This is a genomic window from Planomicrobium sp. CPCC 101110 (assembly GCF_007859395.1).
Taxonomy (GTDB): domain Bacteria; phylum Bacillota; class Bacilli; order Bacillales_A; family Planococcaceae; genus Planococcus.
Genome location: NZ_VOHD01000006.1, coordinates 718,152 through 733,455, shown reverse-complemented (window position 1 = coordinate 733,455; position 15,304 = coordinate 718,152). Strand labels below are relative to the sequence as shown.

Below are 15,304 nucleotides of genomic sequence, written 5' to 3'. Positions count from 1 at the left end.
CTCCTATAGTTGTTTTTCTCCAATAAAGCTCGGCAGCTCCATATCGCTGTATATGTCCGGATGAACCAATTTCCCCAGCTTGATGGCTCCTTCAACCAAACGGGGGGAAGGGCGGCAATACAATTCTTCTTCCATGATATGGATGTTTTCGTATGCTTTCATTTCGTTCCAGCCCGGCCGTTTCCTGACAAGCGCAGGTTTCACTTTGGAAGTCATAATGCCGACCCATGCAAGAAGTATAAAATCAGGGTCGCGCTTTTTCACTTCTTCCCAATCGGTTTGGAAATTGGCTGAATCGATATCATCGAAAATATTGCGTGCTCCGGCAATTTCACTGATTTCCGTCAGCCAATTGATGCTGCCGGGTGTGAAAACCGGTTTTGGCCACCATTCCCAATAAAGGGAAGGGCGGGGCAAGGCGTTGGCCGAACGGCTTTTGATATCTTCAATAACAGCAGTATATTCAGCGTGAATCTGCGCTGCATCGATGCCGCATGCTTGCCCCACTGTTAGGAGATCATTGCCGATTTCATCTAGAGACTGGGGATTTAAAACGAGATGAGGAATTTTCCGTTTGATCAGTTCGTCTACGTTTCTTTCCATGCCCGGTACGCTAAGCGAGGCTAAAACCAAGTCGGGGTTTAAAGCTTCAAGTTCATCCATGCGGATGGACAAATCAGGCCCAAGCCGCGGCAACCCGGCAACATGCTCCGGCCAATCGGAAAAATCATCGACAGCCACCAGCATGTGATCGGCACCCAAAAAAGCGAGAAGTTCCGTATTGCTTGGACAGATTGAAATGATTCGCATTTTGCACCTCCGCCGTTTTCCTCAGTTTACCATAGAAAAAAGGGGGAAGTAAAAATCCTTTCAAAGCAAAAAAGAAGCCTCCGCATAAGCGGGGCTTCTTTTAATGGCTCGAAATTAACGAGAGTAGAATTCTACGATCAATGATTCGTTGATTTCAGCAGACAATTCGCTGCGCTCAGGGTAGCGTACGAAAGTGCCTTCTTTAGCGTCAGCATTGAAAGAAACATACTCAGGAACAAAGTTGCTTACTTCGATTGCTTCGTTAACAACATCCAAGTTGTTTGAACGTTCGCGGAAAGTGATTGTTTGGCCCGGTTTCACGCTGTATGACGGGATGTCAAGGCGTTTGCCGTCAACAAGGATGTGGCCGTGGTTTACGATTTGGCGAGCTTGGCGGCGAGTGCGCGCAAGGCCTAAACGGTAAACAACGTTATCAAGGCGGGCTTCAAGCAAGATCATGAAGTTTTCACCGTGTTTGCCAGGCATTTTGCCAGCTTTGTTGAACAAAGTTTTGAATTGGCGTTCGTTTACACCGTACATGAAACGAAGCTTTTGTTTTTCTTGAAGTTGCAAACCGTATTCAGAAACTTTTCTGCGTTGGTTAGCACCGTGTTGACCTGGTGCGTAAGGGCGTTTTTCTAATTCTTTACCTGTTCCGCTAAGAGATACTCCTAGGCGGCGTGACAGTTTCCATGATGGACCTGTATAACGAGACATATATGTCTCCTCCTCTGTTTTTGGTTTTTAGAGTAAAATAAAAACCAGATGCATTCATGCTGTAAGCCATTTTATTTTCATGTACCTTCGCTCAGCAGCCAAGAGTTACGCGATACACCTACTAGGGAGGAATAAAATGGACAAACCCGCACATACAACTGCTGCGATTATTTTACACAAAGAGTAGTATAACCGATTTTCATAGGGAAAGTCAATGGAAACAATTGAACGGAAAAGGCCGGCTTTTCTTTTTCTGCTATTCACGATAGAATAAAAAGAGAATGAATGTAAGCGCTTTCTAACTTTGATAAGGGGTGTTTCAAATGAAAAAGCGAAATATGAAAATGGAGACTGCTGTCATCCATAGAGGCTACGACAGCAAACTCCACCACGACAGCTTAGCTACACCGCTTTACCAGACTTCGACATTCTCATTTGCGGATGCAGAAGAAGGGGAAAGCCGCTTTGCAGGAAATAGTGGAGGAAACATCTATTCCAGGTTAGGCAATCCGACTGTGCGTGTCTTGGAAGAACGTATGGCAGAAATTGAATGCGGCCAAGGTGCACTTGCATTCGGCTCGGGAATGGCAGCTGTCAATGCTATATTGGTTTACTTGACCAAGGCTGGAGACCATGTTCTATGCTCAAGAGGCATATATGGCTGTACATTCGGCTTGTTGGAAATCATGAATGAAAAATACGGCATCACCCACAGTTTGGTATCGATGACAACAGAAGAACAAATCGAACGGGCCATCTTGCCGGAGACAGCATGTATATATGTAGAGACACCGATCAACCCGACGATGGAGCTGGTCAATCTGGAAGCTGTGGAAGCCGTCGCTTCAAGGAGAGGGATTCCTGTAGTGGTAGACAACACATTCAGTTCACCTTATTTACAGAACCCGCTGCGGATGGGAGCTGATTTCGTTTTGCACAGCGCTACGAAATACTTGAACGGACATGGCGACGTTGTAGGCGGAATATTGGTCGGAAAAGATGCGGAAGAAATGCAGCGTCTGCGGAAAACGGTGCAAAAAGATGTGGGCGGAATCATGTCGCCGTTTGATGCATGGCTATTGATAAGAGGATTGAAGACTCTTCATGTCCGGATGGACCGCCATGTTTCCAACGCCAAAGAAATCCTGGCCTTTTTACAAAAAGAGCCCAGCGTGAAAACCATCTTTTATCCTTTTGACAAGGCGCATCCGCAACACGGAATTGCGGTAAAACAAATGCGCGAAGGGGGCGGTTTGATATCGTTTGAAATCGAAGGCGGGAAAAAAGAAGCGCAAGCATTCATGAACGCCCTTTCACTTGTCAAAATCGCAGTCAGCTTAGGCGATGCGGAGACGCTTATCCAACATCCTTCGACAATGACCCACTCGGCCGTTCCGGAGAAGGAGAGAGCTGCGATGGGAATCACCGATTCTCTGCTGAGGCTGTCAGTCGGCCTTGAACATACCGACGATTTGATGGAAGACTTGGCGCAAGCGTTTGAAAAAGTGAAAATGGAATTGCAGGAAATATAATATAATCTTCCATAGCTTCATTGTCTTCCTGAGGAATTTTCCGTTCTTTGCTTTATGGTTAGGAAAAACAAATGGAAAACTTCAACTCCATCTATAATTAGAAAGCGTATCAAGTAAGATTGACCCGAATATAAAGATGGCCGAAACCATCGGAAGACTCTTTCAAGGGCAGCGGTTATCGATAACTTCTAACTATTATCAAAGAAGCGAAAAAAGCCCTGAAACTGAAAAGTTTCAGGGCTTTTTGTCTACAAATGTTTTAGCAGGACTTCCGTAAAGTGTTCCAATCCTTCTTGGTCTTCTTTTGAAAAGCGGCTGAGCTCGGGGCTGTCGATATCGAGGACACCGATCACTTCGCCGTCTTTGATAAGCGGAATAACGATTTCAGATTGGGAAGCGGCATCACACGCGATATGTCCCGGGAATTCATGGACATTATCAATCAGCATGGTTTTCTTTTCAGAAACCGCTGTACCGCAAACCCCTTTGCCGATTTTGATGCGGACGCAGGCAGGCAGCCCTTGGAATGGCCCAAGAACCAATTCGCCATCTTCCATCAAATAAAAACCGACCCAATTGATCCGTTCAAGAAACTGGTTCAATAAAGCGGAAGCGTTGCTTAAATTGGCAGTCTGGTTGGACTCGCCAGTCAATAATGCATCTAGTTGTTTGCCAAGCAGGTTGTATTGGTCTGTGCTTGTGCCGCTGTAGCTTGTTTGGGTAAACATAAGCAACCTCATTTCATTTTAAGATTTCATTATTATAAAGCTTGCTGTAATGGTTATGCAAGCCTTTGGCGCTGTGGGCGTCGGATCCGAAAACCAGCGGGATGCCAAGCTCTTTCGCTCTGGCTATATAGCGTTCAGGGGGATAGGGTTCCAGACACTCGGGTTTGGAAAAGCCGGCGCTGTTCAAGTCAATTTCATACCCTGCCGCAGCAATGCTTTGGAGGGTTTTTTCGATTTCGGCGCTGTCGTCGATCTGCTCGCCGTGCGCCAGCTGGAATTTATGGACAAGTGTCGGGTGCCCGATCCGTTTTGGCTTGTAGGCGCCGAGATCTGTTTTAATGGAAGCTGCGACTGTTTTATAATATAGATCATATACGTTTTGGACCGATCCGGCTTTAGCGGCGATGTCTGCGAAAACTTCTTTGCTGTAATCCATGCAATGATAATGTCCGCCAACTTTCAAAAAGTGTACGGATAAAATAGCGTCATCCAAGAGCGGGCCAACTTCATCCAAAAATGCCCGTGTTTCTTTTTCAAAACCTTCGATAAAATCCACTTCCAGCCCTGTTTGGATCCGGATATCTTTTTTGTATGCATCTTTTGCTTGGGCTATGGCGTCAATATACGGGTATAATTCTTTTAGGCTCATTCCGCTGTCTTTCATAGGTGTTGGATCAGTGAAAGAAGAGGGGAGGGGAGCGTGTTCGGTGAAAGAAATGTCCGTAAAACCGGACGCAATCGCTTTTTCTATGTAAAGTTCAAGTGAATCTTTCGTTCCATGCGGACAAAAGGGTGTATGGATGTGCCCATCCCGTTTCATAAAAAACACCTGCTTTCTTTTAGTCAAAAAATATTTATCCATTTCTCTTAAATTGGCAAACAAAAAGATAAAATACATGGTAAAATGAAAGAATCATGAAATGCATTTACTTTAAGCTGGAAATGGATTTTGAACAGGAGGCTATATGACTTATGATGAAGTATATCATCATTGCGGTCATCATTCTATTAGCGCTGATTATTCTCGGCTTTTTGTTTCGCAAAAAGCATTACGCGGAAATTGAACGCTTGGAACAGTTAAAACTGCAAATACAAAACAAACCGATCCTTGAAGAATTGACAAAAGTGAAACAGTTGAATATGAACGGCCAAACGGAAGAGATGTTTGAACGTTGGCGTAACATATGGACTGAAGTTATGGATGTACATATTCCGAAAATTGATGCGTCGATGTTTGATGCAGAAGACGCAATCGAGCATTTCAAATTCGGAAAAGCGACTGCAATTGAACACGATATAGAAGCCAAGATAGAAAAAGTCGATCAGCAAATGACTGAAATCTTGGTTGAATTGGAAGATTTGATCGGCAGCGAAGAAAAAAACCGCAACGAAATGGAATTGATGAAAGACCAGTACCGCCAGGCACGCAAGACTTTGCTTGCTCATCAGCATTCCTACGGCGCGGCAGCTGTTCCGCTTGAGAAAAAGCTGGAGTCGTTCACTCCTTTGTTCAATGAGTATGACAAGCTGACTGCTGAAGGCAATTATCTCAAAGCCCGGGAAATCGTAATGGGCTTAGTCGATGAAAGCAAACGCGTCTTCTCGCTGATAGATGATATTCCTCCGCTGTTGTCGGAAGTTCAATCACGCATTCCTTCCTCGATCCATGAACTGCGAAGCGGCCAGCGGGAAATGGAAGGCCAGTCCTACTATTTGAACCATCTGGAATTGACGCCCCAACTCGATCGAATGGAAGAAGAGCTTGTCATCCTAAAACAAAATATTGCTGAGTTGACTGTTGCAGAAACAAAAGTGAAAGTGGAAGAAATGAAAGAAAAAATCGATTCCTTCTACGAAATTTTGGAAAGAGAAGTTGAGGCGAAGCACTATGTGGACCAGCACAAAATAGAGATAGCCAATCAATTGGAAGTGGTTTCCAGGGATACTCGCGATATGGCAGATGAATGTGCTGTGGTCCAGTTAAGCTATAAGATTTCTGAAAGTGATGCAGCGATTCCAAAAGCTTGCCAAGAGAAAATAGAGAAATTGCATAAACGGTTCGACTTGCTTGAAGCCCGTTTAAGTGAAGATCAATCCGCTTATTCCCATTTAGCGGAGGAATTGATTGAGATACGGGAAGAATTGGTGAAAGTGGACCAAACCCAACGCAATCTTACTGATTCGCTGAAGAGCTTAAGAATCGACGAGCATGAAGCACGCGCGAAATTAGAAAAGCTGAAGCGGACGCTGCAAGAAACCGACCGCATGCTTCATAAAGCCAATATGCCGGGCATTCCGGAGGAAATGGATGTTCGTTTGGAAGAAGCGGAGGAGCATTTGTTTGTAACCATGCAAGGGCTGCAGGAAGTGCCGCTGAATATGAAGCTTGTCGACAACTATTTGGTGAAAGCTGAAAAATGCGTTGACGAAGCGGAAGAAAAAGCGAAAGAAATGGTAGAAAATGTGAGGCTGATTGAACGTATCATCCAATACGGCAACCGTTTCCGCAAAACCGATCCGCAAATGAACGCGAAATTAATGGAAGCTGAAGAATCTTTCCGGCAGCTGCGCTATTCAAAAGCGCTGGAAGAAGCGGCGACTGCAGTTGAAACCTTCGAGCCTGGTTCGATGAAGCGCATTGAAGTGCTGGCAAAAGACGAGGCTTGGCATACGTAAAACAATAAAAAAACCACCAGCCCTTGAGCTGGTGGTTTTCTTTTCGGAGGTGGCACGATGATTTACTTGGACAATAGCGCAACAACAAAACCAAAAAAAGAAATACTGGAGACATTCGTTAAAGCAAACGAACAATTTTATGCCAATCCGGCTTCATTGCACCAGATGGGAAATGCCGCGGAAGATTTGCTTGAAAAAGCCCGTGCTCAAATAGCTGGCCTTTTGCATATGAAGCACGTCGCTTTTACATCCGGCGGGACGGAATCGAATAACTTGGCAATTTTCGGGACAGCATTTGCTTACAAGTCGCGCGGCAAACATATTATCACAGCGGCGACAGAACATCCCTCGGTGTTGAACAGCCTTGGAGCTCTTGAAGAACAAGGATTTGAAATCACACGTTTGCCTGTCGACCATTTCGGCCGGATCAGTCTTGATGAGTTGAAGAATACCTTGAGAAGCGATACGATTCTCGTGAGCCTTATGCATGTCAACAATGAACTCGGCACGGTTCATCCTATCGCCGACATTGCCCGGCTCTTGAAAAATACCCGGACGTTTTTCCATGTTGATGGGGTACAAAGCATCGGAAAACTGGCTTTCGATCAAACCGCAATGCCGGATTTGCTGACAATGTCTGCCCATAAAATCCATGGGTTAAAAGCGAGCGGTGTATTGGCGTTCAACGATGTGGAGTTCAAAGCTGTGCAAGTCGGCGGAGGGCAAGAAGCAGGATTGAGGAGCGGGACTGTCTCTGTGCCTCATGCTGCTGCACTAGCAAAAGCGCTGAGATTGGCTGAACCTCATCGGGGCCATCAAAAATGGAATCATGACCTGCGTGATTTTTTCATGAATTATCCTAATGTAAAGGTGCTTAGTCCGGCAGAAGGCGCACCTCATATTTTATCTATAGCGGCTAAAGGGATTAAAGGGGAGATCCTTGTTTCCGGTTTGCAGAAAGAAGGCATCATTGTTTCGACTTCAAGTGCATGCTCATCCAAAAGCCGTGAAACAAGCCACGTGATTGAGGCTATACGAGTGCCCCGGGACTATAGGGACGGCGTGATCCGGATCAGTTTCGGAGCTTTCACGACCCAACAAGATATCCGGCATTTCAAGAAAGCATTTGAACGGGTCAACCGTTTGATCAAAGGAGTATGACCAGCATGAAAACAAACCAAATCCTCGTCAGGTACGGGGAGTTATCAACAAAAGGGAAAAACCGCAATTCCTTTATTGGCCGATTGCGTGATAACGTGCGGCAGACGTTTGCAGACTTGGGCGGCATCCGCATCAAAGCGGAACGCGATCGGATGTTTATCGCATCGGATAATGAAGCAGAAATAGAACAAGCGATCCGCCGCCTGCCTAAAGTGTTTGGCATTCAATCGTTCAGTCCGGTCACTGAAGCGGAATTGGATATGGACGCGATGAAACAAACCGCGTTCCGCGTCGTCGAGAAACTCGACCGTACCGGTAAAACGTTCAAAGTGAGCGTTAAACGTCCGAACAAAGCATTCCCGTTGGAAAAACTGGAAATCATGCATGAAATCGGTTCGCATGTGCTGCGCAGCTTTCCGGAACTTTCCGTCCAGATGCAGCATCCTGACATCGAACTGAAAGTGGAAATTCGCGAAGAAGCGGCTTACATGATGGCGGAAGTCATCCAAGGAGCGGGCGGTTTGCCGGTCGGCGCAGGCGGCAAAGGCCTGCTGATGCTGTCGGGCGGCATTGACAGCCCGGTGGCCGGCTACCATATGCTGAAACGGGGCGTCCGCCTCGAACTGATCCATTTTTTCAGCCCGCCATTCACCAATGACCGCGCAAAAGAAAAAGTGTTTGATCTTGCGGAAAAACTGAGCCAGTTCGGTTCATCCGTCAATCTGCACATTATTCCATTTACCAAACTGCAGCAAGAAGTGCATAAACAAGTCCCGGACAATATTACGATGACGTCAACCCGGCGCATGATGATGCGGGTGGCGGATAAAGTATTGGAAGAAACAAATTGCAAGGCGATCATCACCGGAGAAAGCCTGGGGCAAGTGGCAAGCCAAACTTTGGAAAGTTTGAGCGCCATCAATGCTGTGACCCGCACACCGGTTCTTCGTCCGCTTATTGCCGCAGACAAGCTGGATATTATTGAAACGGCCCAGAAAATAGGGACGTATGATATATCCATACGCCCCTATGAAGATTGCTGCACCATTTTCACGCCCGCCAATCCAAAAACTAAACCAAAGCTTGATAAAGTCGAGTATTACGAGAATTTCGTTTCTTTTGACGAGTTTATTCAAGAAGCGGTTGACCAGCGTGAAATCGTGAAATTCCCGCAAGTGAAAAAAAACGGCGCTGTATACGAGGACCTGCTTTAAAACCGCCATTAGGCGGTTTTTTCTTTTGGCTTTTTATAAGAGAAGAAAGTTCATGCTTGATGAAAAATAGGGAAACATAAAGCAACCGACTTGTTTTATTATTTTGAATACTAAAACTCTTCCGGTATAATAAAAAAAATAGAATATAAATTATATATCGAGGGGGAGACAAATGATTAAAAGAGAAGAATTGCTGGCGCCGGATTCTTATAATTTGATCCAGGAAATTGAGAAATATGCGACGGGAGACGGAAAGCTTGCAATCGTCTGGGAAAGTGATGAAGGCGAGAACAAACAGATTACATATGATGAGCTGATCAAGCGGGCGAACCGCGCGGCGAACAGTTTCCGCAAAGCGGGATTGGAGAAAGGGGATATCGTTTTGGTCATGGTCCCTAGGCTGATTGAAGCTTATGAAGCCTATATCGGCGCGTTAAAAGCAGGGCTGGTAGTTATCCCGAGTTCTGAAATGCTGCGGACCAAAGATATTTCGTACCGTTTGAACCACAGTGAAGCGAAAGCGGTCATTGCATACGAGCCATTCATGGACCAGTTTGCGGATGTGGAGGAAATGGACAGCGTCACCAAATTCGTCATTGGCCATTCCGACAGCTCGTGGATTTCCTTGACAGAAGAAATGGAAAATGCATCTGACCATTTTGAAACTGCCTTTACAAAGAAGGAAGATATGGCGTTTTTATCTTATACATCAGGCACAACAGGCAACCCGAAAGGCGCTGTTCATAGCCACGCCTGGGCTTATGCGCATCTTCGCACATCCGCCGAGCACTGGCTTGGCGCAACAGAAGGCGATTTGGTGTGGGCGACTGCAAGCCCTGGCTGGCAAAAGTGGATTTGGAGCCCGTTTGTCGCGACCCTTGGAAGCGGCGCTACAGGATTTGTCTATAACGGGAAATTCAATCCGGAAACGTATCTGGAAATTCTGGAACGGCGAAAAATCAATGTACTGTGCTGCACGCCGACAGAATACCGCTTGATGGCCAAGCAGAAAAACTTGGCATCTTTCGATTTGTCATCGCTGCATAGTGCTGTATCCGCTGGCGAACCGTTGAACGCGGAAGTTATCAATGTTTTTAGGGAACATTTTGGGCTTGAAGTGCGGGACGGTTATGGACAGACCGAAAATACTCTGTTGGTCGGCGTAATGAAAGGCATGGAAATCCGCATCGGCTCAATGGGGAAACCGACGCCGGGAAACCGCGTGGAAATCATCAACGAAAATGGTGAACCCGCAGCTGCAGGCGAAGTGGGCGACATCGCTGTCCATGTTGAAACACCGGCGTTGTTCAAAGGATATTTCAAAGACGATGAGCGGACGAAAATGCAGTTCCGCGGCGATTATTATGTAACAGGCGACAAAGCGTCAAAAGATGGGGACGGCTACTTCTGGTTTGAAGGCCGCGGCGATGACATCATTATTTCCTCGGGCTATACCATTGGGCCGTTCGAAGTGGAAGATGCGCTCGTCAAACACCAGGCAGTCCAGGAGTGCGCTGTAGTCGCCTCTCCCGATGAAATCCGTGGGACAATCGTCAAAGCGTTCGTTGTGCCTGTAGCTGGAACCGACCCATCAGAAGAACTGGTCAAGGAATTGCAGGAACATGTGAAGAAGCTGACGGCGCCTTACAAATATCCGCGTGCTATCGAATTTCTGCAGGAATTGCCGAAGACGGCATCCGGCAAAATCCGGCGGGTGGAATTGCGCCAACTGGAGCAAAACAGAAACAGATGATTTTAGGATTCCGGAAAACTTTTCCGGAATCCTTTTTATTTGAGGCAGGATTTTGCCTGCCACTCGCTTGATTTCCTCTGCTGATTCACTTGCCGCCTGCGGTTCCGTTAGGTTTACATTCAATGGGTGCAGGCATATAATTAACTTTGTTATTTCGAAAGGCAAAATAAAAAAAAGAGTGGTGCAAAAAGCGTGGCAGAAGAAAGAAAAGGTATGATTTATACAGTTTTAACTTATATGATTTGGGGCTTCCTGCCGATCTACTGGAAGCAAGTAGGGCATGTCGGCAGTGATGAAATATTGACGGCGCGCATCTTCTGGGCTTTTTGGCTGACACTGGCATTTATATTTTTAGTGAATGGCGGCAAGCACTTGCTCTCTGATATAAAAACGCTGTGGCAATCGAAAAAAATGTTTTTTGCTTTGATGGCCGCATCTTACTTGATCACCGCAAATTGGTTCTTATATATCTTTGCGGTAACCAATGACCGCATCGTTGAGACGAGCCTTGGCTATTACGTGAATCCGCTCGTTTCAGTGCTGCTCGGAGTTTTCTTCCTGAAAGAAAAGCTGACGCCGGCCATTAAAGCGGCGTTCGTTTTGGCGGCTATCGGTGTGGTCATCATGACCGTTTCCTACGGCACTTTTCCGTGGCTGGCATTCGGCATGGCTTTCTCGTTCGCATTTTATGGCCTGATCAAAAAAACGATCAAGCTTAATGCGCTGCGCGGTTTGGCGCTTGAGACTCTTTTCGTGCTTCCCGTCGCAACCGCCTATTATGTTTACCTGTTTTATACAGGACAGGCAGCCTTTTTGCACGGAAGCGGCTCGACGGATCTGCTGCTCATCCTGAGCGGCGCGGCTACGGCTTTGCCGCTGGTGCTGTTCGCGACGGGAGCCCAGCTTATTCCGCTGTACATGATCGGCTTTTTGCAGTATATTGCCCCGTCGCTAATGCTCATCATCGGCGTCTTGATCTATGGTGAATCGTTCGGGGTGGTCGAACTGGTTTCCTTCTCATTGATCTGGTGCGCGTTGGTCTTGTTCACAGCCTCTAAAATCATCCAAGTAAGAGGGGCGAAAAAGGATAAAATGAAAGCTGCAGCTTGATCGCAAAACAAATGAAACATTCTGCGGCTTTTACCGTATAGTAATAGAGTAGAGATCGAGGAGGGAATGTGTAAATGAACACAAAAAGATGGATTGCACTTGTTGCAGCAGCAGTATTGCTGGGAGTATCGCTTGTTATCAATTCGGCTTTTGCATTATTTCAGTCGGATATGGACGCGGGGTTTGCCGAGTTGCTGGCTCCAACGGATTCAGGCTATATGGAGTACGTGATTGAAGAAGGGAACATGGACTCGCGGATTGCGGTCTTGAATGTTGATGGCGTTATCCAGGATACGGGTGAAGCTTCGCCGCTATTCGGCTCGTCCGGCTATAACCACGCCTTTTTTATGGAGCAGCTAAAACAAGTGAAACAAGATGATACAGTAAAAGCCATTATGCTTAAAGTCAATTCGCCAGGCGGCGGTGTAGTCGAATCGGCTGAGATTTACGATAAACTCAAAGAAATCCAAGATGAAACACAAAAGCCGATTTATGTCTCAATGGGAGCGACTGCAGCGTCAGGCGGCTATTACATTTCAGCTCCTGCTGAGAAAATTTTTGTGAACGAAGAAACATTGACCGGATCGATCGGCGTCATTATGGAAAGCGTCAATTATGCCGACCTTGCTGAGCGGTACGGTGTCGATTTTGTGACCATCAAATCCGGGCCGTACAAAGATATCATGAGCCCGACACGCGATATGACTGATGGGGAACGCGAATTGCTGCAGGAAATGCTGAACGAATCATATGAATCATTTGTTGATATTATCGAAGAAGGCCGCAACATGTCCGAGAGTGAAGTGAAAGAATTTGCGGACGGGCGCATCATGAGCGGCCGCCAAGCGGTGGAAATCGGGCTGGCCGACGATTTCGGTTATGAAGAAGATGTTATTGCCAGCCTGAAAAGCGATTTTGAATTAGGCGATGCCGAAGTATTCGAGTATGGCGCTTCGGAAGGATGGGGTTCATTGCTTTCAATGAAAATCAATTCATTGTTCGGCAATGATATGGAGTCCAAATTGCTGGGGAAATTGTTCTCGGATTACAATTCTCCGCGCATGATGTACTTATACGGCGAAAAATAAGGAGGATCGAATTATGACAGGACAAAGCAATGAAGAAATGCGCACTGACCAGCCTATTGCGACATTAAAGCCAAACACGCCAAGCTATGAAGAAGTTTTGTTATATGAAAGAAAGCCTGCCGGGTTTTGGGTCCGATTCTGGGCATATATCGTCGATCTTCTTGTGGTTTTTGCGGTGATCTCCATTTTGATCAAACCCATATTCGCGCTGTTCGGCCTTGATGCAAGTGCTGCAGCATGGTATGCGCCGTATACAATTCTTTCGGCCATCATCTTTTATGGCTACTTTGTTTTGATGACAAAGTATTTCAAACAGACAGTCGGGAAGATGATCATGGGCATTCGCGTTGTTTCACTGAAATCAGACGAACTGCCATGGGGGACTCTTCTGTTCCGGGAATGGATAGGACGTTTCCTTTCGGCAACAATTTGGCCATTGTACTGGATTGTCGGATTTACACCTTTAAAACAGGGGGTCCACGATTTTATCGCGGATACGACGGTAGTGCATGAAGAGTCGTACCGAAAGCAGAAAATCATGCAAAAGCGGAAGCCTGAAAGCTCTGAGTTGCATGAGACAGAAGCGTTTTAGTAAGATTGTAAAGTAAAGAAAAGAATTAGGGAGGCGTTATGATTGGTACAAATTACATTCAAGCAAAATCCGGTTACGCTGCCGGGCCGAGAAGTGAAAGTAGGCGACCAAGCACCAAATTTCACTGTTCTGGCGAATGACCTGAGCCCCGTGACACTGGAGAACAGCGCAGGGAAAATCCGGTTGATCAGTGTTGTTCCATCACTCGATACGGGTGTTTGTTCTCTTCAAACAAAACGGTTTGAACAAGAAGCCGCTTCTTTTGGCGATAATGTCGAAGTACTGACGGTTTCCGCCGACTTGCCTTTTGCGCAGCGCCGCTGGGTCGAGGAAAACGGAATAGAAGGCATCGCCACCGTATCTGATCACCGTGATTTGTCATTCGGAGAAGCATATGGTACGACGATGCAGGAACTTCGGCTATTGGCACGCTCCATCTTCGTTATCGATGAGGATGACCGTGTGGCTTATGTGGAATATGTGCCGGAAGGAACGGACCATCCTGATTACAATAAAGCAATTGAAGCGGTAAAAGCCCTGACAAACTAATACAAGAAACCCACTCCTTCCGAGTGGGTTTCCTTATTGAGGACGGAGAAAAAGCTATGAATTCAGCTATGGAAAAAACTTTTAATTTTATCGATGCCCATGCAGCAGCAATCCAAAAAGATCAGGACCTCTCTTATTTGGAAAGCTTATTGACTGTGACAGAAAACTGGCTTGACGGGCATATACAGCCCGAAGAGCAGGCCGGCAAGGAAGATATCCGCAAGGCGATCCAAATGGCCGTTTTAAAGGGCATGAAAGAGCATGTCCAGCCGCACCATCAAATGACGCCTGACGCGCTGGGTCTGCTGATGGGATATTTGGTGGAGTTGTTTATGAAGGAAAAGCAGCTGACCATTTTGGATCCGGCGGTCGGGACGGGCAATCTTTTGCTTACAGTGATGAATTATTTGGATGGCCGCATAACAGGAGCCGGTGTGGAACTTGATGATTTGCTGATCCGTTTGGCTTCGAATGCCGGCAACCTCGTCGAGCAGCCCATCACGCTGTATCTGCAGGACGCGCTGCAGCCGCTGTTGATCGATCCGGTCGATGCGGTGGTTTCCGATTTGCCGGTCGGCTATTATCCCGATGATGACAATGCCAGCTTGTTCGAACTGAAAGCGGAAGAAGGCATGTCATATGCGCATCATTTGTTTATCGAGCAGTCCTTGAAGCACACAGCCGAAGGAGGCTATTTGTTTTTCGTAATTCCAAAAGCGTTATTCGAATCGCCTCAGGCTCCCCAACTGCATAAGTACTTGAAGCAGCATGCGCATATCCAAGCGGTCATGGAATTGCCGGATACATTATTCAAGAACTCCGCCCATGCAAAAGGCATATTGATATTGCAGAAGAAAAAAGACGGAGTAAAAGCGCCGAAGGAAGTGCTGCTTGCGCGCGTTCCGAGCATGTCAAAGCCGGAATCGATGGCGAAGTTCTTCTCTCAAGTCAGCGGCTGGTTCAAAGAAAATAAGGAATAGAACCCCATAATTGTGGTATACTAAAGGCATAAAGCAACCGGGAAATGGAATTTTTAACAGAAAAGAGGGATGGCAAATGACTGAATCTAACGAAACTCCTAAAAAAATGAGTTTGCAGGAAGCGGTAAAACGCCAATTGGAAGCGAAGAAAAACCAAGCAGCCAATAACCAAGGCGGAAACAACGCATCAAAGGAAACAAAAAAAATGAAGAGCCAGCAAACGAAGAAAGTAAGCAATACACGCCGCAAGATGGGTGTGTAAGGGAAACCGGCCAATTGGCCGGTTTTTTTATTTGCATTGAAACAGGCAAGGAAGGTTCAAGTTTTTGCTGAGGGATCAATGGAAAAAAATCCATGAAGCATAATATTCGGAACTGGAAGAAGAGAGAACATA

General features: G+C 46.3%; 15 protein-coding genes. 11 read left to right on the top strand and 4 right to left on the bottom strand.

Annotated elements, in window-relative coordinates; all coding sequences use genetic code 11:
- Positions 1–3 precede the first annotated feature (3 nt).
- Together FQV30_RS11540 and rpsD are read right to left on the bottom strand one after the other, a co-directional pair.
- Positions 4–810 (bottom strand): cobalamin-binding protein, encoded by an 807-nt coding sequence (locus tag FQV30_RS11540; RefSeq protein WP_146500293.1) that lies wholly within the window; start codon positions 808–810, stop codon positions 4–6.
- Between the two features lie 114 nt (positions 811–924).
- Entirely contained in the window at positions 925–1,527 is a 603-nt protein-coding gene (gene rpsD / locus FQV30_RS11535; protein ID WP_146494199.1) for a 30S ribosomal protein S4, read from the bottom strand.
- 323 nt (positions 1,528–1,850) lie between these two features.
- Between rpsD and megL the strand changes: the two genes are divergently transcribed.
- A complete protein-coding gene (gene megL, locus FQV30_RS11530) occupies positions 1,851–3,059 on the top strand; it encodes a methionine gamma-lyase (RefSeq protein WP_146500292.1) in 1,209 nt (402 codons plus the stop codon).
- Positions 3,060–3,307: 248 nt separating this feature from the next.
- On the opposite strand, the gene FQV30_RS11525 is transcribed toward megL, so the two are convergent.
- Positions 3,308–3,787, bottom strand: a complete 480-nt coding sequence (locus FQV30_RS11525; protein WP_146500291.1) for a GAF domain-containing protein — start codon at positions 3,785–3,787, stop codon at positions 3,308–3,310.
- Between the two features lie 13 nt (positions 3,788–3,800).
- Positions 3,801–4,607, bottom strand: coding sequence for a histidinol-phosphatase HisJ (gene hisJ, locus FQV30_RS11520; RefSeq protein WP_146500290.1), 807 nt, complete (start codon positions 4,605–4,607; stop codon positions 3,801–3,803).
- Positions 4,608–4,759: 152 nt separating this feature from the next.
- Between hisJ and ezrA the strand changes: the two genes are divergently transcribed.
- The 10 genes from ezrA to FQV30_RS11470 all read left to right on the top strand — a co-directional run bounded on the left by ezrA (position 4,760) and on the right by FQV30_RS11470 (position 15,172).
- Positions 4,760–6,463 (top strand): septation ring formation regulator EzrA, encoded by a 1,704-nt coding sequence (ezrA, locus tag FQV30_RS11515; protein ID WP_146500289.1) that lies wholly within the window; start codon positions 4,760–4,762, stop codon positions 6,461–6,463.
- A 57-nt stretch (positions 6,464–6,520) separates the two neighbouring features.
- On the top strand, positions 6,521–7,624 hold the full coding sequence (locus FQV30_RS11510; protein ID WP_146500288.1) for a cysteine desulfurase family protein: 1,104 nt from the start codon (positions 6,521–6,523) through the stop codon (positions 7,622–7,624).
- Between the two features lie 5 nt (positions 7,625–7,629).
- Complete coding sequence (thiI, locus tag FQV30_RS11505) at positions 7,630–8,838, top strand: tRNA uracil 4-sulfurtransferase ThiI (RefSeq protein ID WP_146500287.1); 1,209 nt, start codon at positions 7,630–7,632, stop codon at positions 8,836–8,838.
- A 175-nt stretch (positions 8,839–9,013) separates the two neighbouring features.
- Positions 9,014–10,591, top strand: coding sequence for an acyl-CoA synthetase MbcS (gene mbcS, locus FQV30_RS11500; RefSeq protein WP_146500377.1), 1,578 nt, complete (start codon positions 9,014–9,016; stop codon positions 10,589–10,591).
- 213 nt (positions 10,592–10,804) lie between these two features.
- A complete protein-coding gene (gene rarD / locus FQV30_RS11495) occupies positions 10,805–11,701 on the top strand; it encodes an EamA family transporter RarD (protein ID WP_146500286.1) in 897 nt (298 codons plus the stop codon).
- A gap of 74 nt (positions 11,702–11,775) precedes the next feature.
- Positions 11,776–12,789 (top strand): signal peptide peptidase SppA, encoded by a 1,014-nt coding sequence (gene sppA, locus FQV30_RS11490; RefSeq protein WP_146500285.1) that lies wholly within the window; start codon positions 11,776–11,778, stop codon positions 12,787–12,789.
- 13 nt (positions 12,790–12,802) lie between these two features.
- Positions 12,803–13,381: an RDD family protein gene (locus FQV30_RS11485; protein ID WP_255473415.1), complete on the top strand. Its 579-nt coding sequence runs from the start codon at positions 12,803–12,805 to the stop codon at positions 13,379–13,381.
- Positions 13,382–13,423: 42 nt separating this feature from the next.
- The gene (tpx, locus tag FQV30_RS11480; protein WP_146500284.1) at positions 13,424–13,930 is read left to right on the top strand and encodes a thiol peroxidase; all 507 of its coding nucleotides are present in this window, start codon (positions 13,424–13,426) and stop codon (positions 13,928–13,930) included.
- 56 nt (positions 13,931–13,986) lie between these two features.
- Positions 13,987–14,910 carry a class I SAM-dependent methyltransferase gene (locus tag FQV30_RS11475; protein ID WP_146500283.1) on the top strand — a complete coding sequence of 308 codons (924 nt, stop codon included), beginning with the start codon at positions 13,987–13,989 and terminating at the stop codon, positions 14,908–14,910.
- Between the two features lie 76 nt (positions 14,911–14,986).
- The gene (locus FQV30_RS11470; RefSeq protein ID WP_146500282.1) at positions 14,987–15,172 is read left to right on the top strand and encodes a hypothetical protein; all 186 of its coding nucleotides are present in this window, start codon (positions 14,987–14,989) and stop codon (positions 15,170–15,172) included.
- The last annotated feature ends 132 nt before the right edge of the window (positions 15,173–15,304 follow it).

Bases quoted from the DNA above. Each gene is read 5' to 3' on its own strand.
- FQV30_RS11540 (WP_146500293.1), bottom strand. From the start codon at position 810: ATGCGAATCATTTCAATCTGTCCAAGCAATACGGAACTTCTCGCTTTT.
- sppA (WP_146500285.1), top strand. From the start codon at position 11,776: ATGAACACAAAAAGATGGATTGCACTTGTTGCAGCAGCAGTATTGCTG.
- FQV30_RS11485 (WP_255473415.1), top strand. From the start codon at position 12,803: ATGACAGGACAAAGCAATGAAGAAATGCGCACTGACCAGCCTATTGCG.
- rarD (WP_146500286.1), top strand. From the start codon at position 10,805: ATGATTTATACAGTTTTAACTTATATGATTTGGGGCTTCCTGCCGATC.
- hisJ (WP_146500290.1), bottom strand. From the start codon at position 4,607: ATGAAACGGGATGGGCACATCCATACACCCTTTTGTCCGCATGGAACG.
- ezrA (WP_146500289.1), top strand. From the start codon at position 4,760: ATGATGAAGTATATCATCATTGCGGTCATCATTCTATTAGCGCTGATT.
- FQV30_RS11510 (WP_146500288.1), top strand. From the start codon at position 6,521: ATGATTTACTTGGACAATAGCGCAACAACAAAACCAAAAAAAGAAATA.
- FQV30_RS11475 (WP_146500283.1), top strand. From the start codon at position 13,987: ATGAATTCAGCTATGGAAAAAACTTTTAATTTTATCGATGCCCATGCA.
- FQV30_RS11470 (WP_146500282.1), top strand. From the start codon at position 14,987: ATGACTGAATCTAACGAAACTCCTAAAAAAATGAGTTTGCAGGAAGCG.
- megL (WP_146500292.1), top strand. From the start codon at position 1,851: ATGAAAAAGCGAAATATGAAAATGGAGACTGCTGTCATCCATAGAGGC.
- FQV30_RS11525 (WP_146500291.1), bottom strand. From the start codon at position 3,787: ATGTTTACCCAAACAAGCTACAGCGGCACAAGCACAGACCAATACAAC.
- thiI (WP_146500287.1), top strand. From the start codon at position 7,630: ATGAAAACAAACCAAATCCTCGTCAGGTACGGGGAGTTATCAACAAAA.
- rpsD (WP_146494199.1), bottom strand. From the start codon at position 1,527: ATGTCTCGTTATACAGGTCCATCATGGAAACTGTCACGCCGCCTAGGA.